This is a genomic window from Tessaracoccus pujii (assembly GCF_055326215.1).
The window spans coordinates 31,938-58,156 of record NZ_JBUZNP010000007.1 but is presented as its reverse complement, the minus strand read 5'-3'; the positions used below and the strand labels follow the sequence as shown (position 1 = coordinate 58,156).

1 protein-coding gene (only partly in view) is annotated in these 26,219 nt (G+C 71.2%); it reads right to left on the bottom strand.

The window, feature by feature from the left end; all coding sequences use genetic code 11:
- Positions 1 to 26,219 carry the 5' portion of a hypothetical protein gene (locus ACZK5N_RS11045; protein WP_463624954.1) on the bottom strand. The gene continues 11,239 nt to the left of window position 1, outside the view, so only the first 26,219 of its 37,458 coding nucleotides appear in the window; its start codon is at positions 26,217 to 26,219; the stop codon falls past the left edge of the window.

The window sequence follows — 26,219 nt, the reverse complement described above, 5'->3', positions numbered from 1 at the left end:
ATCTTGACGCTCGCGTCCACGGTCACCGAGTCGACTCCACTGCCGAAGTAGCCGTAGACGCGGGCCACGTGCAGGTACGTCCTGGTGTAGCCGAAGGCGGTGATCTGGATGGTGGCGCGCCCGTTGCCGTCCAGGTTGCCGAGCTGCTCGATGAGGACGGTCTCGTTCTCCACCGTTCCGGAGACGTTGCGGGCCTGCCGCTGAGGCAGCGCGCCGACGTTGAGGTACAGCTGGGTGTCGCTGGCCTCCCAGGCGCGCAGGTTGCGGTAGGTACCGGAGGTGTCCGGGTCGGCCAGATAGTCGGTCCGTCCGTTGCTGGCCAGGTAGGGCGTGACGGGGAACCGGACGGTGCCGATGGTGAACGTGTCGCTGCGCGAGTACCACGAGCCGAGGACCTTGAACCGCACCGTGATGCGGAACTTCAGCGGCACGTCGCCGTTGATGTCGGCTTCGCGGGAGTCGGCACTGACCGACAACTCGAGGCCCACACCGAGGCTGATCTCGAAGATCTTGAAGTCGAAGTACACCTCGACGCTCGCCGAGCCGCCGATGAACAGCGTGTAGTAGGTGATTCCCCACGCGTCCTGGTGCTTGAGGAAGGAGACCTCCAGCGAGAAGCTGCCGCGGATGCCCATGAAGCTGCCACCCAGTTGCATCCGACCGGAGAGCTTGAGGCTGAAATCGCCCTCGGAGCTCAGGAAGATCGACCCGCTGAGGTTGAAGCCGAAGAAGTCGAGGCTGGCATAGGCGTTGAGGTACCACGAGCCTTCCTGGAAGGTGCACGGCACGTTCTCCACGCAGGGCCGCGGGCGGCCCACCTCGATGGTGAAGCCCGCGTTGAAGCTGAACAACTTGAGCAGGGTGACGGATCCGGTCATCTCCAGCTTGAAGCCCTGCTCGACTCCCTCTCGAACCTCACCCGTGGTGTTGAGCGACAGCGTTCCAGACGCGCTCAGGCTGAAGACGAACGCGTCCGCCGAGGCGCTGACGGACACGCGCATGACCACGCCGTCGCTGTAGATGCCCGCGATGCCGTTGGCGGAGAACTTCAAGCCGGCCAGGTCGAACGCGACGCCGAAGGCCATGACGAAGGAGCCGCCGCCGAGGCGGATCTCGGCGAAGCCGCTGCCCTTGGCGAAGCCGAGGAAGTTGATGGACCCCTCGATCCGCAGCTTGAGGCCCGGCTTGACGGTGGTCGACCCGAGGACGGCGTCGGCACCGGTGGTGTTGAGTTCCAGCAGCGCGGACGCGGCGAACCCGAGGTCGATGGAGGCGCCGAAGTTCGAGTTCAGCGAGATGTCGATCCGCGCGACCAGGCCCTTCGAGGTGATGGAGAAGCCGGAGTCGACGATGGACAGGGTGCCGAGGATGGGCAGCGTGGCGCTGCCGTTGACCACCAGCGTGATGCCACCCGAGCTGAGCGTGAAGACGACGTGCCCGAAGATGTCGAGGGCGTTGCTGATGACGACCGAACCGTACATCTCGATGCGGAAGCCCGCGACGACGCCGAGCGTCTCGTTGGCGACCACGAGGTTGCCGCCCACGCGCTTGAACCCGCCGAACACCTGGCGCCCGCCGACGTTGGCGGTCTCCAGCTCGTAGGTCTGGATCGTCTGCTGCGTGGCGAAGCTGTTGATCTCAAGAAGGAACTGGCCGTTGAGGCTGACGCCCGGAATGGAGTTGGCGCCGAGCGTGAGCTGCACGCGGCCGACGATCCCCGTGCGCGGGCCGATGTAGACCGCGAGATAGAGGCTGCCCGTGAGAGCGCCGAGGTACTGGATGGTGGTGCCGACCGCGCCCTCGATCTGGATGAACGCGCCCTCGGCGTTGACGCCCGCGGTGAGCTTGATCATGCCGGTCAGGGTGAGGATGCCGCCGATGGTGAGTTCGGCCTCGACGATCGCGGTGATGTACACGCTCGGGAGCGCGCCTGGAATGGGCTGGCCGTCGAGTCCGGGCGCCGACGCCGGGATGATGAACGTGGGCGACTGGCCGGGCAGCAGCAGCGGCAGGAACGCCGTCGGCACCGTGAACGACTGCTCAGCCATGGTGGTGTTGAAGATCACCGAGACCGAGCCCCTGGCGGAGAACAGCGTGCCGACGTCGGGCAGGCCGATGCCGACGCCGCTCGAGACCTTGATGCTGCCCGCAACGCCGAAGAACGGGAGGCCGTTGCGCGTGCCGGCGACGAGGATGAGCACGCCGGTGACCGAGCCGTACTCGAGGCGGGCGGATCCGGAGCCGAACGACAGCGTGCCGGTGAGGAAGATGTCCATCCGCGGGTTCGAGCCCATGGAGATGTTGAGGTAGACGCCGCCCTGGACCCGCATCAGCTCGGTGCCGCCGGGCTTGAGGACCAGCTGGCCGACGATCTGGAAGCCGAAGCTGAACGGCTGCAGCACGAAGGTGTCGGTGAGGTCGCTGCCGCCGGGGCCAACGCCCTTGAGGGTCAGGGTCTCGGTCTTGACCTCGTTGGTGAGGTTCATCCGCAGCTGCGCCGACCCGCCGAGGAACAGGCCGTACTTCTCCAGGCCGGAGAAGTTGGTCTCGATGCTGGCCACGCCCCACAGCTGCGGGATCGGATGCATCGGGTTGGCGGTTGAGGTGCCGATCACGAGCACGAAGCGGCCGGCGGTGGCGCCGATGGTGCCGAGACCGTAGACCGAGATCTGGCCCTGGAACGTGAGGATGAACGACTTGCGGTTGAAGTCGATCTCCAGCACGACCTCGGCGGTGATGTGCAGCAGCGGCTCGGGCAGGAGTTCGGCGGCCTGCAGCAGGATGCCGCCGGACAGCTCGATGAAGAACGACTGCCCCTGCTCGATGACCTTGATGGTTTGCGCGGAGCCCTCGGCCAGGTTGCCCGCGGAATCGGCCCAGGCACCGGCGTGCAGCGTGACGGTCAGGGTGCCGGCGGCCATGGTGCCGGTCTTGGTGTACGAGTAGTAGGCCAGGCCGCTGCCGTTGGCGTTGTCGGCGCCGAACCAGACGTCGACGAAGCTGAGGCCGGTGAGGCCCGCGCCGCTGAGCGTCAGGTCGTTGGAGCCCAGCGTCGAGGTGTTGACGGTGGTGCCGAAGGTCGGGGCGAGGCGGACCGACACCCAGAATCGCGGCAGGATGACGGCGGCGGTGAGGTTCGACTCGGGCGTGGGCGCCGTGTGGTCGGCGGCGGCGTACAGCGTGCCCTGCGCGCTGCTCCACGAGCCGTCGATGAACGTGATGGCGAGGTCGCCCGACGTGTGGCCGAAGAAGAAGTAACGGAACGTGTTGCCGCCCAGCCACATGGCCGCGCCGATGACGGTGAGTTCCTTCCCGCCGGCGTTGATGGTGATCTCGGCGTCGGCGTCGGTGATCGTGGCGCGGTCGACGGCGACGGTGCCGGGGAAGTTCGCGAAGGTGATGTCCACCCAGCCGCGACCTTCGAGGTCCTTGGCGTCCACGACGGAGCCGGCTCCGGGGTTGGCGGGAGCCGAGGTGGGAGCGGCCAGGATGAGCTCTTCGGTCTCGGCGGCGTTGAGGTTGCCGCCCAGGTCGGCGAAGCGCCCGGCGAGGAACGTCACGGTGTACTTGCCGAGACCGAGGGTCGCGGTGAAGCTGTAGCGGTACACGTCGGACGTGCCGACGCGGACGGGGGCGCCGAGGGCGATGAGGGTGCCGTCGGGTGCGCGGAACTCGAGCTCGTCGCCATTGATGGTGGTGTGGTCGACTCCGAAGCCGGAGGTGCCGGCGAAGCGGATCTCGAGGTACTTGAGGGTGTTGAGGCGGTCGCGGCCGATGGTGGCCCCGTTGACCGGCTGGGTGGTCTCGCCGGACTCGACCTCGACGGTCTCCGGATTGTCGACGATGGGCACGGTGCGCACGACGTCGGCCGTCGCGCCGACCACCCGGAAGGTCTGCTGCGTGGTGGTGCCGGCGGGTGGGCTGCGGCCGGAGCCGTCCTCGACGTTGGCCAGCTGGAAGGTGATGATGACCTGGCCCGCGACGAAGGTGCCCTCGAACATGTAGCGCCAAGTGTTTCCGCCCAGGTCCGCCGCGTAGAGGTACGTGAGGCCTGCACCCGAGCCCGCACCGCTGATGGTGAAGTCGTTCGACCCGATCGAGCCGGCCGTGATGGCGTACGGCAGCTTGGTGGTCGGGTTGATCGGCGGGAGGTAGGTGACGTCGAGGTAGGTCTGGGTGCGGCTGCGGACCACGGCGGTTCCGGTGCCGGTGCCGAAGGTCACGTCGGCGGGCACTCCGACCTGCGTGCCGGTGGCGGGTGCCGCAGCCGTGGAGGCGGACTCGGCGCCGCCCGCGGCCACGAGGGTCCAGCCGCCACTGGTGGCGGCGCGGACGACGACGGCGTCGCTGGCGAGCAACGTGGTCCCGAGCGTGTAGCGGACCCAGACCACCCCGTCGATCGTGCCGAGGTAGGTCGCGCCGGTGATCGTGACGAGCGTGCCGTTGACCGTGACGGTGATGTCGTCGGTGCCGATGCTGGTGAGCTTGATGGTCATGCCGGTCGGCGGCGTGAGCGGCACGTCGACGAAGTTGCGGGTCTCGCCGACGATCGACGTCGTGAGCAGACCTGCCGCGGTGGCGGCCAGGACCGGCATACCCATGGCGGTGAGGCTCACCGAGACGGGTCCCCCGGCAAGGGTGGGATCGTCGCGGAAAACGTGGACGGGGACGGTGAGCGTCAGCCCGCTCAGCCCGATCGTCCCGCTCGGGTCGACGACGACCGTCCATCCCGACGGCGCGGTGAAGGTGAGGCTGGCCAGGAAGGCGGCGCTGCGGATGGTGTCGGCGTCGTAGGAGTACCCGGTCGGCGCCGTGGGGAGGGTGAAGCTCAGGGTCTGGGACTTGGCACCCTGCCCGGCGGTCATGCTGACGGACCCACCGGACAGCGCTACGGTCGCGGCGCGGTAGCCCCAGCTGTCGGCGATCGGCAGCAGCGACACGGCGAAGCCGGTATCGAAGGCGCCGGTCAGCCAGTAGCGGAAGCGCAGCACGCCCGAGGGAAGGCCGTCGGTGAGCTGCACCGTGGGCCGCGACAGGTCGAGCTGGATGGTGCCGAGGCCGCCGCCGAACAGGTCGAACTCGGGCGCGAGGTCGAGGATGGTGGCGACGTCGAGCGAGACGCCCGACCCGGGCTCGGTGTAGTCGACGTCGATGAACGTGCGAGGCGCGACGGTGATCACCTGACCGGCCTGCGAGCCGGCGGTGACCGTCCCGGTGTAGCTCACCTGCGCGGCGGTGAGCGCCGCCGTCAGCGCACCCGAGCCCACCGTCGTCACGGTGACGGGGATGCGGAACTCGCCGGGCACGTCGGTGGCCGTGATGGCGGCCGCGGTGTTGCGGGTGAGGACCCAGCCCGTGCCGCCGAAGCTGAAGCCGTTGAGGCGCGAGATGACCGAGTCGGGGTCGACGGTGAAGCCGACGGGCACGCCCGCCTGGCCGCCGGTCGGGAACCGCACTGCCACGCTGCCCGCGCCGGTCTCATCAGGGGCGTCGGTGACGGTCAGGGCGGTGGTAAGGGTGAGGATGAAGGACCAGGAGCCGGGGAGGAAGGTGACGGTCACGTCGCCCGTGGCCGCGAACCGGCCGGTCAGCCAGTAGCGGTAGGTCATCGTCGTCGACGTGCTGCCGGTGAGGGACGGGGCCTGTCCGGCATCGGGGCGGGCCGTGCCGACCCCGGCGCCGCCGAGCGTGAACTCGGGCGCGAGGTCGGTGATGGAGGCGGGGTCGATGGTGAACAGGGCGGGCTTGGTGAACGTGATGTCGATCCAGCCGCGGCCGTTGAGCACGTTGATGTCGATGGCCGCGCTCGGCGTCGGGTTGGCGAGGGTGGCCGTGGTGCCGACGACCGCGAATGTCAGCGTGGTGAGCGCGTTGCCCGCGCCGGTAGTGGTGCCGGAGGGGGTGGTGACGTCGGCGTTGCGGACGGTGCCGGCCGCGAACGTGAGGGTCCAGGTGCCGAGGGCGAGGTCGGCGGAGCCGATGTCGTAGCGGAAGCGGGTGATGCCGCCTGCCTGCACGGCCGCGAGGCGCAGGGCGTCGTCAGTCATGCCGGCCCTGGCCAGGATGTTGAGCCGGGTGCCGTCGGGCCGGGTGGCGTAGGCGCCCGTGGCGTCGAGCTGCAGCGGGACGAACGCGATGCCGTCGGCGGTGGTGACCGAGACGATGGCCGTGGGCACGACGGTGACGGTGCGGCCGGGGAGGGTGAAGGTCGTCGTGCCGTCGAGGATCCTGGCCGCGTTGAGGGATGCGCCCGGCGGTGGGGTGTAGACGACGTCGACGTACTTGGTGCCGGCCTGGTTGATGACGGAGTGCTGGACCGTGCCGCCGCTCACCGACGGCGCGCCGAGCGTGACGGTGGGCGCGGTGGCGGTGGCGACGGGGTCGGGCAGGGTGGCGACGTCGAACGTGACCTCCTGGCCGGAGGAGTTGCGGAAGCCCATCTTGAGCTTGCCGTAGAGCGTCAGCAGGCGCACCTGGTCCGGGATGTCGGCGAGGAACAGGATGACGACGCTGCCGGTGGCCACCTTGGACAGGTCGGCGTAGAGGCGGCCGCTGATGGAGATGTTGTCCGCGGCGAAGTTGAGCTTGCCGATGACGAGGAACTTGCCGTCGGTGGAGATCTTGACGGTCACCTGCCCGTTGAACACGGCCTGGGAGGTGTAGATGGAGTAGATCTTGGCCGAGCCGGTGATCACCATGGGCGAGGTGAACGCGGCCGCGAACCCGCTCTTGCTCGGATCAGCAGCGAGCGCCTTGGCCTGGTTCGCCACCTGGGTCTGGAGGTTGGCCAGCCACTGGTCGGCAGTGAGCACGGTGGGAAGCTGGAAGGCCGACGAGCGCAGCGCGAACGGGTCCTCGATCGACGGGAGGGTGGTGAAGAACTCGACGCCGCCGTAGAAGTCGTTGATGGACAGGCCGGAGTTCGGCTCGAGCAGGATGCCGCCGGGCACGTTCGCGGAGATCGCGACCGCCAGCGGGCCGAGCTCGGACAGGCCGAGGCGGATGCCGAAGCCCGCCAGGCCGGCGATGGAGATGCTGCCCTCGAGGCCGAAGTAGAAGATGCGCTGGGCCACCGCGGTGGTGGTGTCGAACACACCGATGATGTTGTGCGTGGCGTCGAGCTTGAGGATGCCGCCCACCAGGCTGGCCGACACGTCGCCGCCGAACATCTTGCCCTTGACGCTGACGGCCAGGGCGTCGAGGCCGATGATCGGGAACTTGCCCTCGGCGAGCAGCGACGGCTGGATCCGGATGCCCTGGATGGCGCCGGTGACCTGCACGCCGGGCAGGCCCTGGATGCCGGTGACGCTGGCCGAGAGGATGAGCACGAAGTCGGCCGGGCGGCGCTCGACGTCGTCCCAGGTGATGCCGATCGCGTCGATCCTCACGGGCAGGAACGACGGCCACTTGAAGCTCTCACCGGTGGCCGAGCCGATGGAGATGAACACGCCGAAGCCGGGGAGGGCGTCGAAGGACCCGTTGCCGAGGATGGCGAAGTTGCGGCCCTCGCCGCTGAGCTGCAGGGAGCCGATGGTGACCTTGGCGCCCACGGAGCCGAAGCTGGCCATGATCTGGGTTCCGGTGGCGCCGGTGTCGAGGCGGAAGTCGCGGGCGGTCAGGGTCACGTAGGTGCCGAGGCGGATCTCGAGCGTGTCGACGGTGAGCTGGAAGCTGTCCACCACTCCGTTGGTGAAGCTCAGTGCGATCCGGAACGCCTCGTCGTCGGGCGTGCCGTCCTGGCGCTTGTCGTCGGCGGTGTTGCGGTCGGTGAGCGTGGCGCCGAAGGACTTGCCGGGGAACAGCTTCGCGCCGCCGGTGGCGATGTAGATGATGCCGGTGAAGCCGGCCTTGCCGTCGGTGGTGGGCACGCCCGCCACCGGGAAGCGGACGTCGAGGCCGGAGATGCCGATGCGGATGTCGTCGAGTTCGAGGATGCCGCCGAAGGTGATCTTCTTGTCCGCCGAGGTGGGCGTGACGGCGTTCCCGTCGGGGATGGCGGGCAGCCCGTAGGCAAGCTCGGCGGTGCCGAGGCGGAAGCCGTTGCCGAAGATGGTGAGGCCGGGGATCTGACCGGCGGTGAGGGTGGCGTCGTTGTTGCGGCTGATGTTGGACTTCAGCGCAGGGTCATAGGGGCGCAGGGTGCCGGTGACGCCGAAGCTCGGGAACGTGATGGTGGCGGTGTTGATCCGGATGATCTCCTGGGTGGCGTCGGCCTTCGGGTCGTAGCCGAACCGGATGCCGGTGGCCTGCAGCCGCGCGACCTTCGGGATCTGCGCGTCGAGGGAGGCGATCTGGATGTTCCACTTGCCGGTGGGGGCGATGTCGACGGTTCCGCCGAGCAGCCCGAACACGTCGACGGCGATCTCGAAGGAGCCGAGCAGGCCGAGCAGGTCGACGGTGACGCCGGACTGCGTCTGGGCGGCGGTCTGCTGCCCCGGGGTGGCCGGGTCGCCGCCGAAGGCGAGTGAGGCGCGCTGGACGCCGAGGGTGACGGAGAGAACCAGTTTGCTGTTGGAGAAGCCGAATCCGCCGAGGCCCACCGTCGGGCCCTGCAGGGTCAGCGGCCCCATGGTCATCGGCCCATCGGTGGTCTTCTCGCCGATCGGGGCGGTGCTCAGGGTCAGCGCGAGGGTCTGCACCTGGTTGTAGACGTAGGTGCCGCCGTCGATGCTGCGGGACCGGCCCTCGAGCATCTGGATGGTGACGGTGCCGGCGCCGGAGAAGAGGCCCAGGGTGTTGGTGGGGGTCTTGTCCTTGAGGAAGTAGCGGAAGGTGACCGAGGTCGCGCCGGGGGTCCCGCCGGCGATCAGGACGGGTGCCCCGAGGACGTCGGGGGTGGTGCCGCTGGTGTACTTGAGGTCGCCGACGGGGCCGGTGATCGTGAACGGTGCGAGGCTGGAGTTGCCGAGGAAGTCCTTGTCGATGGGGAGAACCTTGTCCGTCGCGTCCTTCGCCACGGAGGTGTAGGTGACGTCGAGGTAGCCCTGCGCGTTGAGCTGCTGCACGCTGATGGTGGCGGCGGGCAGCGACGCGATCGGGCCGGGCTTGGTCTGGGTCCCGGTGGCCTGGAACGTGTAGAACTGTTCGACGGAGCCCAGCAGGGTGCCGATCTCGGCGAACGGGCTGGTCGCGGCCTCGGCGATGACGCGGCCCGCGATGAACCGGACACTGACCACGGAGGTTCCGCCGGGCAGGGTGAGGGAGTAGGTCCACCTGTTGAGCCCCGCCGCCACGGGTGTGCTGAGGACGAGCGGGGTGGTGCTGCCGCTGACCAGGACCTCGAGCTCGTCGCCGTTGACCGACGACGTCCTGATGCGGCCCGACGACGTGGTGTACTGCACGGTCAACGCGGTGACACCGGAGGCGACGGTTCCACGGACCGGGGTGATGAGATTGCCGGTGACCAGGACGGGGATGGCGGCAGTCGGCGCGGCGATGGGCGCGGTCGGGAACAGCTTGAAGTCGGTGACGGTGAAGCGACCCAGCTGGAACCCGGTCAACGGGGAGATGGTGAACGTGGCGGAGCCGGCGAGGCTGACGATGTTGGTGGTGTCGATCCGCACGGTGACCACGGCGTTGAGCAGCGCGAGGTCCAGCGTGCCGTTGGGCTGGCGGCTGATCCGCAGGGCGCCGGACAGGGTCACCATGTTGGCTGCGGTGATCTGCACGCCGGTGGCGAGCAGGTTGAATGCTCCGGCCTCGAGGTTGCCCGTGAGGCTGCCCAGCGTGCCGGGGTTCAGCGCGTTGGTGGAGGTGTTGACCTCGAAGGTGACGGTGCCGCTGATGCCGAGGCCGTCGAGGCCCAGCAGGCCGATGGTGCCGGTGGCGCGCATCGCCCACCCTCCGGCGTCGCGCAGGAACACGATGGAGGCGTTCTTGATCAGCAGGCCGATCGCGTCCGGATTGACGACGCCGTTGCGCCGGAGCGGGCCGGAGCCGATGAAGATCTCGAGGCCGGCGCCGGAGAACGAGTTGCCGTCGATGACGAACTGGCCGGCGCGGATCTCGAGGACGTTGCCGAAGGTGACCTCGATGTCCTGGGCGATGAAGGCGAAAGTCTGCGCGGCGGTGGCCTTGACGGTCAGCGTCTCGTCGCCCACCACGATGGACTGGTCGACGTTGGCTCCGGTGGTGTTGAAGATGAAGCCCACGGACCCGCCTGCGGTGACGCCGCCGCCGGCGGCCTGGGCCGTGCCCATGATGACGCCCGCGACGCCGCCGGTGGTGGTCATCGAGACGGGCGTGCCGGAGGCCACGTCCACGTTGGGCGGGAAGATGACGATGAAGCCGGAGCCGGAGACGATGCCCGGGTTGTTGGCCGCGGAGATGCCGCCGATGTCCTGGGTCTCGCCGATGCTCACATTGGCCAACGCGATCCGGGAGATGGCGGTGGGTCCCTCGCCGAGGCGTTCGAAGGCGAAATCGGCGGTGATGAAGAACACCTGGTCGGCCGTGGGGGCGGGGTTGTCCTGGACGACGAATTCGATGGTGATGCCGGTGGCGGCGACCCGGAGGTACGGGCCCTTGGGCAGCGCCAGCACCTTGACGTTCGGCTGAAGGGCCACCCGGTTGCCGAGGGCGGTCCAGGTGACGAGGTAGCCACCGGTTGCCGCCGACACGCCCACCGGGCTCATCCCGGGCAGCGCGTTGAGCGCGTTCTGGACGGTGAGCGCAGTGGCACCGACCGCGAGCGCCGCGGTGATCTCGGTGCTCTGGATCATGCCGTCGAGGTTGACGTCGTAGGCGAGCGTGAAGGTGCCCGACGGGGCCTGCACGAGCACCTTCTGCTGCTCGGCGACGGTGCCGCTGCCTTGAAGCTCGGTGGTCACGACGACGCCGCTGAACTGGAAGATCTCGTTCACGGCCGCGGGCTGACCGTCGACCTTGATGGTGTTGAGCTGCAGGTTCAGGGTGGCCGTGATGCGCAACGGCAGGCCCTGCAGGGCCACGCTGCCGCTGACCTCGCCGGCGATGCCGGTCGGCGTGATGAGGAACGCGCCGTGGCCGCCGCTGAGCCGCAGGCCGATGTCGTCGATGCGGCCGCCCACGGGGTCGATCCCGTTGGTGCCGGCGTCGCCCAGGAAGAGGTCGACCTCGGTGAACGCGATCCGCACGATCCGCGACCCGGCGGCAGCGGTGCGCTGCTCGAACAGCGCAACGCCCTTGATGCTCTGGCCGAGGATGGTGATCTGCGCGGGCGTGCCGGTGAGCCCCGCCTGGATGAGCAGCGAGGCGGGCGCCAGGACTCGGCCGTCCACGATGCGCTGAGTGAGGGTGTTGTTGACCTGGATGGCGATGGCGGTGCTGACGGTCACGTCGGGCGCGACGGCCGGGTTCACCACGACGGTCGCGATGAGCGCGCCGTAGATGCCGGCCCGGTCGATCACCAGGACGCTGTCGAGCACTGTGGCCCGCACGAACCACTGGGTGCCGTCGCCGAGTTCGAGCGTCGTGTTCTCCATCCGCAGCTCGAGGCGGCCGGTGGCGGTGTCCTTCTGCACGGAGACGTTGCCGACCAGGCGCTGGCCCATGACCTCGACCGTGATGTTGCGGCCGGCGACGAGGAACCCGGGCTTGACGGTGACGGTGTCGATGACCTTGTCGGTGGTGGTGAGCGTGTTGATCCGGACCTCGAGCGTGCCGGAGAACGTGACGCCCGGGATGAAGAGGTCGACGGTGGCCTGGATCCGGCCGGCGATGCCGCCGATGCCCGCGGGGTCGGCGGCCTTGCTGATGATGTCGAAGGCGCCGGAGCCGTCGCGCACGACGACGATGTCGCGGTCCGGGGTGCCGATGCGCAGGCTGACGTTGGCGAAACGGATCTTCTGCGTGGTGGCGTTGTTCGCGGTGGTGGCGAGGTCGCCGTCGCCGGACGTAGTGATCTGCTCGTAGGAGACGTCGGCCGTGAGCCGCTGGCCCTGGATGGTGAGGTCCAGGCCGGTCACGCTGACCTTGAGGTACGGACCCGCGGGCAGGGTGAGCTTGAGGGTCTCCCCCGCCACCTGGAAGGTCTCGTCCACCGCGACACCGACGAGCTTGGTCGCGACGATGCGGCGGATGTCGCTGATGGCGACCGCGACCGTGACGCCGAGGGCGGCGATGCCGTTGCCCAACCGCACGTCGGCCGTGGCGGAGATGGTGCCGGCCATGCCCTCGGGCGTGATGAGCAGCAGCGCGGTGCCGCCCGTGACGGAGAGCCCGACGAAGTCGGTGGAGCTGGTGCCGGCCGCGCCGACGAACAGGCTGACGTTGATGGCGGCGATGCGGAGGACTGCAACGTCGTCCGTGGTCCCGAGGGTGCGGTCGGCGCCGGCTCCGGTGGCCTGCTCGAACTGGAACGTGCCGCTGATCGACTGGCCGAGGACGGTGATGCCGCCGGAGATGGTGACCCGGACGAACCGGCCGGCGGGCAGGTTGACGGTGGGCAGGCCGGAGCCGCTGAGCGCGACCGGTGCCGGTGTGGTGTTGATCTGGACGCTGAACGTGAGGCCGGACGCCGGGAGGCTGATCAGGCCCGGGGGCAGGTTGGTCAGGGTGACACTCGGGATGGTGATGTCCAGGGCCATGCCGGCGGACGTCAGGAGGAACACGCCGCTGGCCCCGGTGAGCGAGACGCCACGGTCGTCGCCGGTCCCGGTGGTGCCCCGGTCGTCGCCCAGGAACAGGGAGACGCCCGTGGCCGTCACCTTGACGACGCGCGTGGCCCCGGTGCCGCTCTGGGCGAACGTGAAGCTGCCCGTGAGCCGCTGGCCGGCGACGACGAGCGTCAACGGCGCCGTGGTGCTGACCTCGATCTTCGAGGCTGAGGTGTCGATGACGAGCTTCATGGGGGCGGTGAGCGCCACGCCCGGCACGTTGAGCGAGACGGTGCCCGTGATGCCGGCCGCGGTGGTGGCCATGCTCGCCGGGGCCGCCGGGGAGACAGTGGCCGGGGTGAGGTTGATGGTGCCGGCACCGCCGGTGAGGGTGAGCACGCCGTCGCCCAGGCTGAGGTTGATGCTGGCCAGCACGATGCGGGTCTTGTAGACGGCGCCGTCGAGGTAGCGCTCAAAGGAGATGTCGCCGCTCAGGCTCTGCCCGGCGATCGCCAGCGTGATGCCGGTGCCGCCCACGCGGACGTACTGCCCACCCTGGAGGTCGAGCACGGCGGTGCGGCCCCCCACGGTGACGCTCTCCGTCACCCGCACCGCTGAATTGTTCATCTGCAGGAAGAAGGCGCCGGATACGGTCACGCCGGCCGGCAGCAGGGCGCCCAGGTCCAGGGTCCCGGCGAGGCTCATGGCCATGCCGTCGGGGGTGATGACGATGAGGCCGTCGACGCCGGTGAGGATGGCGGGCTCGGTGCCGAGCTGCACTCGGCCGGCGGCGACCGCGACCACGGTGCGGGTCAGGCCTGCCGACGTCGTCGCCTGCTGGAAGGCGAGGGACGCGGTGAGGGTGACGTTGCCCAGCTGCAGGGCGATGTTGTCCCCCGCGATCCGCAGGTACGGGCCGGCCTGGAGGCGGGTGCCGTCGGCGAGCGTGACGGCCTGCGTTGCGCGGTTGATCTCGAACGTCAGCCCGGTGGTGGCCAGGGAGAATCCGGTGCCGAGCGCGATGGGACCGCCGACGATGGTGAGCTTGCCGGCGAGGCCGGCCGGGCCGATGAGCAGGGCGCCGTTGAACGTGAGCGTCCCGATCGGCGCGCCGAAGTTCGCGTTCATGCCGGTCACGGCGACGTTGATGACCCGGGCGCCGCCCACCGTCGTGCTCGTGAAGAGCAGGGTGCCGCCGGTCAGTTCGAAGCCGCCGACCGCGAGCCTGGTGAGTGTCACGGTGACTGACAGGCTGCTGGTGGCCGCGGCGAGCGTGATGGTGAAGCCGCCGGTGAGCTCGACGCCGGGGACGGTCAGGGCGGCGGTTCCGGTGATGGATCCGGTGACACCGGTCGCGTCGATGGTGAAGAACCCGGCGCTGATGGTGAAGACGGCGAACTCCCGCGTGCCGTCGCCGAACGCGGCGCGCGCGTTGGCGAGGGTGATCCTCGTGGTGGCGCCGCTGCCGGTCCCCTGCTGGGTGAAGGTGAAGTCGCCGGTGATGCGCTGGCCGGCGATCTCCAGGGCCACGCCGGTGCCCTCGATCCGCATGAACGGGCCGAGCGGCAGGTCGAGGACGACGGTGGTGCCGTCGAGGACCACGGTCTGGTTCACGGCCGCGCCGGAGTTGACGGCGATGGAGAACGTGCCGGTGAACTGGACGGGGCTGGTCGGCGGGAGCAGGAAGGTGACCGTGCCGCGGACGCGGCCCGCGACGCCGGCGGCGCCGATGACGAACATGGCCGAGCCGTCGGTGAGCTTGACGCCGGCCGTCGAGGTGCCGAGCGTGAGGGTCAGGGCGGAGGCCGCGATGATGGCGGTGCTGGAGGGCTGGGTGCCCGCGGGGGCTCCGGCGGGGACGGGGCCGAGGATCTGGGTGAAGAGGAAGACGCCGCTGAGCTGCTGCACACCGATGGTCAGGACCGCGGGCGTGGTGAGCGTGCCGACCTGCACCCGCACGGATCCGGCGGGGAGAGTGAGGCCCTGGATGGTGCGCGCTGTGGCGGTGGTGTTGATCTGCAGGCCGATGCCGCCGGTAAGCGTGAACGCGTCGCCCGCGTTGAGGGTGAGCTGCGCCACGAGGACGGTGGCGACGCCGGCCGGCGTCAACTCGAGTTCGCCGCTGGCGACGGTGGCCAGGACGACGCCGTCGCCGAGGTTGAGGGTCAGCGGGTTGCCACCCTCGCGGGCCGCGGTGCCGAACTTCAGCCGGAGGCCGCCGCCGGTGAGGGTCTCGAACGCGAACGATCCGGTGAGACGCTGCCCCGCGATGCCGAGCGTGAGGTCGCCGACGACCAGGATCATCGGGGCACCGGTCGCGCCCTCGGCCACCGTGACCGTGTCGAGGCCGATGGGGAGCGCCTGCTCGGTGAGGGTCTCGTTGTAGAGGACCTGGACGGTGCCGCTGAGGGTCAGCCCCGGGAAGCCGATGAGGGACACGGTGCCTGCGATCGCGACGACGCGGCTGGTGCCGCTGCCCTTGATGGAGCCGCTGACGCCCGTCATGAGGAGGCCCTTGGCCAACGGGTTGAGGGTGGTGCCGTCGGGCATGAAGCCTGGGCCCTGGCCGACGAAGACAGTGAGGCTGCTGACCGTGACGAGCCCACCCGCGGAGTCGAACGCGAAGGTGCCGGAGACCTCGACGAAGTCGCCGATCTTCACCGCGCCGGACACCTGGGCGAACACGTAGGGCGTGGTGCCGACGGCCACCTGGCCGGCCGTGAAGACGATCGGGATGTCCACGCCGCCGACCGTGACGGTCTGGTCGATGGTCCCGGTGGTGCCGTTGTAGCGCACGGTGACCTGCGCGTCGGCCGACAGTCCGCCGCCGCCGGCGGAGATCCGCCCGCTGAAGAGGCCCGCGATGCCGCCGGTCAGCAGCAGGAATGCGCCCTGGCCCTCGGTGACGGAGAAGCCGCCGCCGGACTGCGTGAGCGCCACGCTCACGCCGGTGAACGCGATCGTGGTGACCGTGCTGGTGACCAGCCCCACCTTGGAGGTGCTGCGGGCGATGAGGAAGTTGCCGCGGAAGGAGGGGCCGCCGGTCACGGCGAGCTGGCCGTCGATGATCTCGACGTGCAGGAACGCTCCGGCGGGGACGTCGATGCCGAGGTCTGGGCGGCGGACCGCGACCGGGCTGGTGTTGACGGCGAACCGGACCTGACCGGACACGGTGATGCCGGGGATGGTGAAGACGCCGGTGATGTTGCCGCTGAAGGATCCCGCGACGCCTTGGGCGGTGACGAGGAGCGTGCCGTCCCAGTTGTGCGAGGTGGTGACGTTGACGAACGTGCCGAGGGTGAGCGTCAGGTTGTCGACGACCAGGGACACGTCGCCGGTGGCGGTGCGGCGGATGCTCACTTTCGTGGCGCCGAGGCTCTGCCCGGCGATGACGAGGGTGGCGGTGGCCACGTCGACGGCCAGCGTGCCCAGCGCCGAGTTCACGGCGACGGCGACGGTTCCGCCGAGCGTCACGCCGGGGATGGCCACGGTGATCGTGGCCGACAGCGAGCCTACGATGCCCGCAGCGGTCATGATGAGGGTGCCGGTGACGGCGGTGGCTCGGACAACCGGCGAGCCGGCCGGGCCGAACGCGAGTTCGCCGTTGCTGACTACCACGCTCAGCGTGCTGCCGCTCTGGGTGACGAGGATGTCCGCGGCGAGGCTCTGGCCGGCGATCACGATGCTGAGGCCGATGCCCGCGAACCGAAGGTAGCTGCCGGTGGCTGCGGGGAGGTCGACGGTGACGCTCCCGGTGCCGACCCGCATGGTCTCGGTGACCTTGAGCCCGGTCGTGTTGATCTCGAGGGCCAGCGCGCCGGAGATCGCGACCCCCGCGACACCGGTCAGCGCGACCGTGCCGGAGACGCGGCCGGCCAGGCCGCCACCGGTGGGCAGGACGAAGAGGGCGGTGCCGGCGGTCAGCGCCAGGCGCGCGGTGCCGGCTCCGATGGAGAGCTCGGCGTTCGCCACCGCGATGCGCGTGACCGTGGTGTCGTCGGTGGTGCCGAGGAGCTTGTCCGCCCCGGCCGCGGTGGCGCGCTCGAACGCGACGTCGCCGCTGAGGCTCTGCTCGAGAATGCCCAGGGTGATGCCGGTGCCGGACAGCCGGACGTACGGCCCGGCCTGGACGTCGATGGACACGGTGCCGGCGCCGACGGCGAGGGTCTCGGTGACGCGCGCGGTGGTCGTGTTGACGAGCAGGTCGAGGGTGCCGCCGAAGCTGAACGGGGTGCTGACCGCGCCGATGGTGACGGTGAGGGCGCCTGCGATGCCGCCGCTGGTCACGATGAAGAGGCCCGTCCCGCCGGTGGCCGACAGCGGGCCGAGGGTCAGCCGGGCATTGGCGATGCCGATCCGGGTGACGACGGCGCCCGACGCGGTGGTGCGGCGCTCGAGGGTGACGTCGGCGATCAGGCTCTGCCCGAGCACGGTGATCGTCAAGTTCTGGCCGCCGAGGCGGAGCAGGCCCGCGGGGAGCGTCGCCCAGCCGGAGCCGGCGAAACTCTGGGGTGTGACGGTGGTGTTGAAGGCGATGGTGACGGTGCCGGTGATGGACACGCCGGACACCGCGACGCTGACGCCGACGGCGATGGCGCCGTAGCTGCCGACCGTGTCGAGGACGAAGGTGGCCACGTCGCCGGTCTCGCCAGCCGCGGGCTGCGCGAGCGTGACGAGCGGGGTTCCGCCTCCGAGCACGACGCGGGCGTTGCGGACGGTGAGCCGGGTCTCGGTTCCGCTCTTCTGGACGACGACGTCGGCGGTGATCGACTGCCCGGCGATGGTCAGCGACACGGCGGTGCCCGCGACGCGGACGAATCCCCCCTCGGGAAGGAGGAGTGAGGTCGTCACGCCACCGAGGACGAAGCGCTCGTTGACCGCGGTCGTCGCGGTGTTGAACTCGACGGCGACGCCGCCGGACAGGCTGACCTGCGGGACGTTGACCGCGATGTCGCCCGAGATCCGGCCGGCGAAGCCGGCGGAGCTGAGCAGCAGGAGGGCGGTGCCGTTGGTGAGGGAGACGATGCCGGCGATGTCGAGCGTGACGTCCGTGGCGGCGATGCGCAGGACGGTGCGGGCGGGATCAGGCGCGCCGCCGGAGGTGAGCGCGGTGACGCGCTCGACGGCGACGGACGCGGAGATGCTCTGGCCCAGGACGATGAGGCTGAGCCCGGTGCCCTCGAAGCGGAGGTACGGGCCGGCGGCGACGTCGAGGGTGCGGGTCTCTGTGCCGACGACGATGGAGGCCGTGACGCGGGCGGCTGTGGTGTTGATCGCGAAGCTGACCGTGCCGCTCAGGGACGCGGAGGCACCGAGCTGCATCGACGGCTGGCCCTCGATGCGTGCCGCCACGCCGGTGGCGGTCAGCACGATGAGGCCGGAGCCGCCACTGAGGCGGAAGCCGATGTCGTTGCTGCCGGGGCCGTCGCCGCGGTCGTCACCGAGGAACAGCGCGACGTTGCCCAGCCCGATGATCGTGGTGGGCACGCCGCCGGAGGTGAGGCGCTCCAGCGCGATGTCGGCCTGGATGCTCTGGCCGGCGATGGTGAGGGAGGCGCCGATGGCGGCGACGCGCAGGTACGGGCCGGCCGGGAGCGTCGTCGAGCCGATGACGACCTGGGTGGCGGACGTGTTGACGGCGATGGAGGCGCTCGGCACCGTGAGCCCGGCGCTGGGGACGCTGAGGCTGGCGCTGAGGGTGCCGGCGATGCCGGTAGGCCGGATGACGAGCCCACCGGTGATGGCGCCGAGGGTGACGGCGTCGCCGAGGGCGATGGCGCCGCCCGTCACGCCGAGGGTGATGTCGTCGGGGGTCCGGCCGAACGAGAAGGTGCCCGTGAGGGTCTGGCCGCCGAACGCGAGCGCGGCGCCGGAGACGACGAACTCCTTGACCGTCGCGTTGGTGGTGAACAGGACGGCCACGCCGGGGTTGGTGCTGCCGGGGATCTCGATGGTCGTGTCGACCGCCTGGCCGGTGGTGTTGACCCGCACGCTGGTGGTGCCGGTGACCGTGACCCCGGCGACGCCGATGAGGCGGACGGTGCCCGTGGCGACCAGCGCGTGGCCGGCGCCGAACTCGATCAGGCCGAGGGTGGCGTCGGTGAGCAGCACGCCGACCGCGAGCGGGTTGATGCCGCCGTCGGGGGTGTACGCCGGTCCGCGGCCGAGGAAGATGGTGAGGCCGGTCGCGGCGAGCACGCGGGCGGGGAGGCCGTTGATATCGGAGTCGGTGTAGGTGAAGTCGCCCTCGATGGTGACGAAGTCGCCGATGGACGCGGTGACGTTGGTCGCGGTGATGCTGAACAGCGGAGTGCTGGCCGAGGTGGCCGCCTTGATCTTGACCACGACGTCGGTGCCGCCGACGTCGACGACGGTGTCGATGGCGGTGGTGAGGGTGTTCACCTGGAGCAGGACGGACCCGCTGACGCTGACGCCGCTGCTGCTGGCCGCCGCCTTGCCGGAGACGAAGCCCGCGAAGCCGCCGGTGCGGAGGATGAGGACGCCCTGGCCGTCGACGAGGGAGGCGGTGGTGCTGGTGCCGAGGTAGCCGGTCACGCCCGTGACCGCGATGACGGTCTCGGTGGCGGTCCGGGTGACCGCGAACGACCCGGTGATGCGCCCGGCGGTGCCGACGGTGACCTCGATGCCGGTGATCACGACGCGCAGGTAGGGGCCGACCGGCAGGGTGCCCTGAATGGTCGACGTGGTGTTGACCTGCACGCTGAAGGTCGTGGTGCCGCCGAAGGTGATCCCCGCGATGGTGGGGAGCGTGACGGAGGCGGTGAGGGTGCCGGCGACGCCGTCGGGCAGCAGGCTGAGGGAGCCGTTGACGCTGGAGATCGTGACGGGGCCGAGGGTAGCGCCGCCGCCGGCGATCTCGACGGTGAGCGTGGTGGGGGTGCGGGTGACCCAGATGCTGCCGCCGGTGATGCTGACGCCGGCGAACGTGGCCGCCAGGGTCGCGGCGCCGACGCGCACGGTCGCGGGTGCGATGGTGTCATGGGCAATCGTGTCGGTGTTGAACTGGACCGTGACCGCCGCGGTGATCGCCAGGCCCGGAATGGTGACCGTCGGCGTGCCGCTGACGCTGCCCCAGAGGCCGGTGGCGTTGGCGGTGAGGTTGATGGTGACGCCGGTCAGGGTGACGGCGCCGTCGCCGAAGCTGGCGGACGCGCCGGTGACTTCGATGGTGGTGTCGGTCGCGCGGGCGATCGTCACGGTGCCGGTGACGCGCTGCCCGAGGACGTCGATGACGACGTTGGCGCCGTGCAGCCGCAGGTAGGCAGCGCCGCCAGGGAGGACGAGGCTCTGGTCGGTGCCGCCGACGGCGATGGTGGTGTCGACCGAGGAGCCCGTGGTGTTGATCTGGACGGTGAGGGCTCCGGTCAGGGAGATGTTCGGCATCGCGACGGCGACGGTGCCGGTCAGGCTGGCGGCGAAGCCCGAGGCCGTGACCAGCAGCACGCCGTACCCACCGCTGACGCTCACGGCCACAAGGCCGACGGAGGCGCCGGAGACGCCGACGCGCAGGATGGTGGCGCCCGCGCCGTCGACGCCGCGCTCGACGGCCACGGTCGCGGTCAGCTCGAGGGTGCCGACGGTGAGCCTCGCGCCGGCCTGGACCCGCAGGTACGGCCCGGCGGGCAGGTCGCCGACGGCCGCCGCGCCGGTGTTGACCGCGAGGCTCAGCGCGCCGGTGAAGGCGAGGCCGGGGACGACTGACGTCAGGGTGCCGACGGTGAGGCGGCCCGCGGTGCCGGCCGCGGTGAGGACGAGGTCGCCGGTGATCCCGCCGGCCGACAGCAGGTTCGTCGTGCCGGCCGTGATGGTCAGCGTGCCGCCGGATGCCTTGATGCGGGTGGTGGTGATGCCGTCGGCGGTGGCGCGCGCGAACTCGAAGGTGGTGAACGAGACCGACTGCCCGGCCAGTGTCAGCGCGACCGGCGAGCCGGTGATCTTGACGTACCCGTCGCCGGCCGTGCTGAGGCCGAGGCTGAGGCTGCCGCTGAACGCGAGTCCGGGGAGCGCGATGGTGAGGGTGCCGGTGAGCGAGGCGGCGAGGGTGTTGGCGGCGTCGTCGAAGGTCAGGGTGTTGGTGGTGCCCGTCCCGGTGAACGTGGCGAGCGTGCCGCCGCCGGCCGAGAAGACCATGCCGAGGTTCGTGACGCTGACCGTGAAGCCGCCGCTGGTCTTGGTGAACGCGAGGTCCGCGGTGAGTTGCTGGCCGAGCACCGCGACCGTGAGGCCGACGCCGCTGAACCGGAGGTACGCGGTGGTCCCGGTGGCGATCTCGTCGGGGGAGGTGAAGGTGATGGCCACGCTGCCGGAGCCGTCGGCGAAGACGACGGTCTCGTTGACGGCGGCCTGGAACGTGTTGACGCGGACGGCGAAGGCGCCGCTGACCGCGACCCCCGGGAAGCCGGTCAGCGCGACGGCGCCGCGGGCGTCGAGCGCGTAGGTGGTACCGGTCGGGGTGACCTGGACGACGAGCCCGACGACGGCGGCGCTGACGGTGAGGCCGCCGTCGAGATCGAGGCTGAGGTTGCGGGCGGCGAGCGCGACGCGGACGTTGCCGCCGCCGAACGTGACGGTGCCGGCGAGGCTGGCGTCGATGTAGCCGGCCGCGACGATCGTGGCGGTGATGGTCCCGCTGACCTGGGTGCCGAGGAGCAGGGTGCCGGACCCGCCGCTGATGGCGACGCTCTGGGCGGAGCCGCCGATGCCGGCGGTGGCGGCCAGGCCGCTGACGGCCAGGCTGAACGCGTCGCCCTGGCGCGTGAGGGTCGCGGTGCCGGTGAGGACGACCGAGCCGACGGTGACGGCGACGGTGGCCTGGACCGAGAGTCCCGCGACACCGTCGTAGCTGACGGTGACGGCGGAGAGGGTGACGCCGGTGGAGCCGCCGACGGTGACGCTCGGGACCGACAGCGACAGCGCGATGTCGCCGTTGTCGTCGAACGAGGTGACCGTGAGGCTGCCGCCGCCGGTGAATGTCAGCTGCGCGGGGCCGGTACCGATGCTGCCGCCGACGCCGGTCGCGGTGACGGTGACGTTGGAGCCGGACTGGCTGATGGTCGCCGTCGTGGCGGTGAAGGTGGCGACGGTGGTCGCGCCCGACCGCACCGTGACGGTGAGGCCGGTGATGGTCAGGGTGAGGGTGCCGGCGCCGAGGGCGTGGTCGGTCAGCACGTAGGTGCCGGCAAGCACGGCGCCCGCGGTGATCCGCCAGGAGCCGACGGTGAGGTCGAGGGCCAGCGCGCCGGTGAGCGAGACGGAGCCGTTGTAGAGGCCTGCGGCGGTCCCGGCGGTCGGAATCGCGAAGGACAGCAGCACGTTGGTCAGGGAGACCGCGTCGCCCAAGGTGAGGTCGCCGAGCGGATGGTTGGTGACGCCGGTGGTGACGTACTGCGTGACGATGGCCACGACGTAGTCGTAGATGGTGGCCAGCGGTGAGCCGGCGACGTAGTCGGAGAAGTGCGGCAGCGCGGCGGTGAGGGTTCCGGTGGCGGGGTCGGACGTGGTCGCGATGGCCTGCAGTGAGCCGTCGGGCGCCACGTACCAGATGCGGGCGTCCGGATCGTCGACGACGACGGTGAGGACCGGCGAGATTCGGAAGGTGGTGATCTCGGCGCCGGTGTGGGCGTCGACGGCACGCAGGTCGTAGATCAGCGAGGCGGTGCGGAGTCCGGCGACGGCGGCGTCACGCGGGGTGATGGTGATCCAGGCGTCGGCGGGGAGCGAGCCGGGGGCGAAGGTGAGGGTCGCGGCGCCTGCGGTGAGGCTGCCACCCAGGGCTGCGGTGACGAGGACCGCGCCGGCCGGGGGAACGACGGTGGTGCTGGGGACCGGAGCTGCCGTGGGCTGCTCGACGGTGGCGGTGAAGGTGACGAGGTGGACTGCGGTGCCGGGGACGGCGGGGATGCTGGTGGTTGACGTGTGCGCCGCTGCGGGGGGTCCGCGGCCCGCGTAGACGGTGAGGTCGCCGTCGGTGTGCATCGGCGCGAGGACCGTGGCGTCGGCGGCGAAGCGGGCGAGGGTGAGGGCGAACGCGGAACCGGTGGCGGCCTTGTCCGTACCGGTGACGGTCGCCGACGCGCTCCCCGCGGTGACCGCGGCCAGGCTGATGTGGCCGTCGGCAGCGAGCGGTGCGCCGAGCGGGACCAGCGTGGTGACGCGCGTGGTGAGGACGGTGGCCGCGAAGGAGTTCACCGGGACGGCGCCGACGGCGACGGCGAGTCCGGCTGCCGCGGCGGCCGGGCTGCCGGCGAGGGCCAGAGCGTCGGAGAGGGTCGGGACGGACACGGCGACGGGGACCGGGCGGGCTGTGGCCCGCGCGACGGACCCGTCGAACGAGAGGATGTCGATCGAGCCGGCTGCGGTGACGGGGCTCAGGACCCGGGCGTCGACGCGGTGGGTGCCGAGGAGCAGGGCCATGGCGTCGGCCGTCGCGGTGGCGGTCACGAGTTGGCGCGCCGAGACGGCCACGTCGCCGGCCGCACTCAGCGGGGCTCCCGAGCTGAGCCGCGACGAGGTGTCGGCGTTGGACACCAGTAGGGCCAGCGCGGTGGCGCCGAGGCCGGAGGCGGTCCGCGTCTCGGTGGTAGTGGCCGCGACCGTCACGTCCAGGGCGCCCGCGACGGTGGTGCCGTCGACGGATGCGGTGGTGGTGGAGTCGGCCAGCAGCACCGCGACACCCGAGCGCGCGCCACCGTCGGCGGTGATGGTGCTGACGTCGGTGGCCGAGGAGGTGACCGAGAGGCTCCCGCCGGTGAGGGTCATCGTGCCGCCGGTGACAGCGGCCTCCGTGAGGCTGCGCAGGATGCCGACAGCGACGGCACCCGTCTGCGGGGCGACGCGGCCGAGGGCGGCGATCTGCGCGGCGCTCAGTCCGGCGGCAGCGAGTGTCGCGGCGGTGGGCGTCCCGGAGGCGCCGAGGCTGAGGGTGCCGGCGGCGCTGGCGTCGACGGTGACGCCGCCGGACTCGACGGCGCCGCCCGCGAGCCAGGCGCTGGTGGTGCGGTTCACCCGGCCGGCGGCCGCGGTGGCGGATCCGGCGAGGGCGGAGGTGTTGCGTGCCTGCACGATGAGCTGCGCGAGGGTCTGGACGGACCCGCCGTCGATCCCGGCACGAGCCGTGCTGGTGGCCGACAGCAGCGCCGCGTCGAGCGGGCGTGCCGTGCCGTCGGTCGTGGCGGAGACGGCGCGAGCGTCGGAAGCGGCGGACAGCGTCACGTCGCCGTCGGCCAGGAGGCGGGAATCGCGGACCAGGACGGCGGCCGACGACGTGGCCGCGGCGCCGCCGAGGGCCCGGGCCTGCGCCTCGAGGGTGATGGCCCCGCCGGCCAGCGTGGCGCCGGTGACCTGCACGGACGCCGAGGCGCCGGTGTCGCGCTCGTCGAACGCGGTCAGCGTGATGCCGCCGGAGCGGCCCGCCGAACGGGTGTCGACGGTGGTGCCCGAGGCGACGGTGATGTGGCGTGCCCGGATGGTGAGCTCGGCGCCGGTGTCGGTCAGCCGGATCTCGCCCGTGAGCCGGACCGAGCCGTCGCCTGCGTCGAGGATCGCGGCGAGCTGCGGTGCCACGAACGCCAGGGTGGTGCGCAGCCCGGAGAGCAGGAGCCCGGCGAGCCGGGACGAGTCCGAGCTCAGCGTCAGGGGCGCTCCCGAGCCGACGACCGTCAGCGTGCCGGCGGAGCCGTCGACCACGAGATCGAGGACGGCGTCGGTGCGGGCGTTGAAGCCCGTCAGATCGACGGTGAGGTCCGCGGCATCGGCGGCGGTGACCACGACGGTGGCGAGCCCGGCGGCCGGGAGCACGAGCTCGGTACCACCCGGGGAGGTGAAGACCAACTGCGCGGTCGCGGCGTCGTAGCTCAGGGTCCCACCGGCCACCGAGCCCTGCAGGGTGGCCGTGGCGCCGTCGACCAGCCAGGTGGCGACGGTCGTCGCGGTGCTCTGGTCGGCGGCGCTCGGATCGGCGGCGGTGGTGGTGGTGGCGAAGGCGAGGGCTTCGTCGTCGATCGGGGTGGCCGCGAGGGTGTCGACGGCGTCACCGGCGGGCGCCTCGGCGCCGGCCTGCTCGGCCACGGCGACCACGATCTCGCCCGCTTCCGCAGTGGCGTCCGTCCCGACCTCGGTGGGGTCGTCCGACGGAGCACCGGGCTCGGGGTCGAGTGTCGCGGCCGGGTCGGTCGCGTCGGCGGGGACTGTTGCGGTGGCGGGGTCGGTGGCCGTATCGGCGGACTCGAGATCGGCGACGGCGGAGTCTGCTACCGGCGCCGAGGCCACCGACTCGTCACTCGGCGCGTCGACGACGACCTCGGTGGTCGCCTCGTCGGTCTGCGCCGGGCTGTCGGTGGTCGCGGTGTCACCGGCGGGTTCGGGTGCCGGGGCCGGCTCGGGAGCGGGCTCGGGTGCCGGGGCCGGCTCAGGAGCGGGCTCGGGTGCCGGGGCGGGCTCAGGCTCGGGGGCCGGCTCGGGCTGCGGCAGGAGGCCGGCGCTCACGCCGTGGCTCTCGCCCGGCTCGAGGGTGTCGTCCATCAGACCGGAGCCGTGCCCGAGACCCAGCGCGTGGCCGACCTCGTGCCGGACCACCGTCGCCAGGCTCATCCGCGACCAACCCCAGCCGGCGGCATCCGTGTCGATGACGATCGAGCTGCCGGAGGCGGAGCCGAGGCCCAGACCCGACAGGTCACCGACCGACGCCGCGATGCCGGAGGTGTCCGCGCCCACGGCCTGCCAGTCCGCCTTCGCGGCCGACAGCGCGGCGGCGAGGTCGCCCGAGCTCAGGGACTCCGCGACGGGCTCGTCGGGGAGGCTGGACGCGGACATGCCCTCAGCGTCGTCGGCCGGCTCGGAGGCGTTCGGCTCGGGCGTCGGTGAGGGCGACGGGGTGGGCGTGGGGCTGACGGGGGGCTGAGGGCTGGGAACGGGCGCCGGCGTCGGGACCGTCACCTGGACGTTGTCGTCGCCGGAGACGCTGGCCTCGGAGCCGTCGGCCATGGGGCACGAGATCGAGGCCGGCTGGCCGTTCGTGCCGCCCACCGTGGTGCACTGGCTGGTGGACAACGCCTTGGCCAACGCGGCCAACGCCTCCCGGAGCTTCGCGTCGGCGTCCGCCTTCGCGGCCTCGACCTTCGAGACCGCTTGAGCCTGCGCCTGGACCTTCTGCCGCTGTTGAACCACCCGCTGCTGGACCTGCTGCTGCGCCTTGGCCTGGCGGATCTGCCGCGCCTGCTCCACGCGTCTGGCCTTGTCGGCCGCTGCTTGGAGTTCTGCGAGCGCCTCGTCGATGCGCGCTCTGGCCTCGTCGGCGGGGAGAACCACCACCGTCGTGGAGTCCGGTAGCCGCAGGACGCGGACGACGGTCCGGGTGGCCGGATCATCGGTGAGCGGAGCCCGATCGTCGGCGTCGGGAACAGCCGGTTCGGCGACAGGTGCGGGTTCCGGGGGTGTCGCCGCCGCCTGCTGCGGCAGGAAGACCGACAGCCCCAGGAGAAGCGCGAGGGCGGTGACGAGTCCGATGACGCGCTGGCCCACTGTGGGAGCTCCGGGCGGTCTGGGGACGTCGCCGGGGTCGCGACCCACGGCTGACTCGCGGCGGCCACCCGAGCGGGTGGCCGATGCCGGCGACTGCGCGTCCAT